The sequence below is a fragment of the Mycobacterium simiae genome, from assembly GCF_008370645.1.
Taxonomy (GTDB): domain Bacteria; phylum Actinomycetota; class Actinomycetes; order Mycobacteriales; family Mycobacteriaceae; genus Mycobacterium; species Mycobacterium simiae_A.
Map to the genome: position 1 here is coordinate 1 of NZ_VTZN01000339.1, position 2,161 is coordinate 2,161.

The window sequence follows — 2,161 nt, forward strand, 5'->3', positions numbered from 1 at the left end:
AGCGATCGAGTTGTAGGGGCCATAGCCCATACCTAGAATGGCGGGCTCCCATCGCGCTAGCATTGGCTCTACATTCTTTCGACGTGCCCACTCTGATATGGGCATAGAGATTTCGCGCCGTAGGTCCTCGACTTCGGGAGAGTTTGTGAACGCAAACCCCGGCGTGTCAAAGTATTTGCGATACCGCTTCACATACCGGCATGCGCGCGCAGTCGCGGTCAAGTATTCGCGCGGGGAATATCGCGACTTCAGTGCCTCGATGATATCCATCCATCGACCGGTCTCCAGATCGATTACGGCACGTCGGCCGGCTCGTGGGATTAGCGGAATATCATATTTGCGCGCCAGAGCTAGAGTATGTGGATACCTTTGGCCGAGGAGAACCGCACCCAAGTCGTAATGGCGGCCGTCAATCTCGACTGTCATTGCCTTTCCACCGACACGATCTGCGCTCTCATAAATTTTTACGTCGTTGTATCCTCGCTCACGGAGCCGGATCGCTGCGGCGAGTCCCGCCGGTCCGGCGCCAATTATTGCGATGCGCATTACGGTCTCTAATCGTTTAGTGTGCATGCCCGGGTAAGTTCAGGCAGCGTCAGCGCTGACGACGTGGACCGATTCCAGGAAACCCACTTGCTCCCGTCGGCCCGGTGTGAAATCGAATTCAGTGGTACTTCTGTCTGGCAACCGCAGTTGAGGATTTCTCTTTGATTGATGGTCACCCACACTACGGGAGTGCGCGCGTGGGAGGAGTTTTCGAATTCGGGATCGGAAATCCACTCGCCGCGCGACAATCTCACTTTCCTTCGTAAAGGATGCTGAGCGTGAGCAACCGCACTGGTCGATCCTTCGGCCCGCGCGTGAGTTTGGGGTCTGCGCCGTTGTTCGCTCATGGGGTGCGGCTCTTAGTACCCGGGCCCGCAACAGGACTCGTGCGGCGCTCCGCCGCGCCTTGCCGCCACACCACCTTCTTGGACTTCTTGACGACTCCGCACGCGATGTGGCGATTCGCGGCTTCCGCCTGCCGAGAACAGCCAATTACCATCGCGTTCAATAAGTAGGTTTGTGTCGTCGCCGCGGTACTCATCTGTTGGCCTTCAGCTCAAGATCACCCACCGAGCGAAACGTATGCTCACCGCCACGACCCGCCATCACCCGGGTCACATTCGACAACAACACCTGACCAGGATTGGCCTTGTCGCACAGCCGCGCCGCCGGCGCGCATTCCACAGCCGCCACCACCGACGGCAACACCACCATCAACCCGAACAACAGCACAGCCGTCCCGACCGAAGCCACCATCACACCCCCCCAGGCATACCGGCCAGACCGCGGCAAATCATTCTTAGGGCGAGCGCGCTGCTGCAACCGAGCCCCCTGGCACTGCCGGCCAAAGCGCCCACCCGCATCCACATCAGCCCCAATGCGCGCCAACCAAGAAGACAATGCCGGTCGTTAGCAACCGCGACCATTTCAGCCTCTCGGTGAGATGAATGGTGTATATCGGTGATGATTCACCGCCCACGAGGCCTTGAGTAGCCGCCATTACGTTGTGACGCCACAACGTCGCGTTGTTCCCTGCAGCTCGTGACAGTGACACTCCAAGATCACCGGCAAATGTTTGGAAATGCCAAACCTGGGGAAATATCTGACCGCTCTCACACCGCCCGCCAAAACGGCCTTCGTGAATTAGAGTGCATTGACGAGTGAGGGCTGAACCCGGTGAGTCCGGAGACTTCCTGATGTGAGATTCAGCCGGCGGCTGGTCTCCGAGCTTGAGCGTAGTAGGCCGCCTGTTGAGCGACCGGTGGGATGTCGCCGCAGCGCTAGTAGAGGCGGTGGTAACAATGAGTAATCCCAACGGGCTGAGATCACGCTGATCACGCTCGACGTTTAGACCTGCGATCCGCTCCAGCCGGAACAGTCCGCCCTGTTGGCAACCAACCCGCGAACATCAGACCTGACTGACAACGCGTCGACACCGACACGCTCGTCACCACCCGCGCGAAGTTCCCACGGCAACCGAATCGGCGTCCACGACGACGGTCATGGGCGCCGCTTCCCCATGCCCCCTCGACAAACCTGCCTACATAGCAGCTAGGACACCACCAGATCCGTCACACCGACAGGGTGTCGCTGGCCGCGGTGGCGACGCCGCGGA

2 protein-coding genes are annotated in these 2,161 nt (G+C 59.6%); both read right to left on the reverse strand.

Annotated features, from left to right (window positions below; genetic code table 11):
• Window positions 1–573, reverse strand: a 573-nt coding sequence (locus F0Q45_RS30400; protein ID WP_149656526.1) for an FAD-dependent oxidoreductase, incomplete at its 3' end; no start/stop codon positions are given.
• A gap of 510 nt (window positions 574–1,083) precedes the next feature.
• On the reverse strand, window positions 1,084–1,299 hold the full coding sequence (locus tag F0Q45_RS25530; protein WP_149656527.1) for a hypothetical protein: 216 nt from the start codon (window positions 1,297–1,299) through the stop codon (window positions 1,084–1,086).
• Window positions 1,300–2,161: the final 862 nt, after the last annotated feature.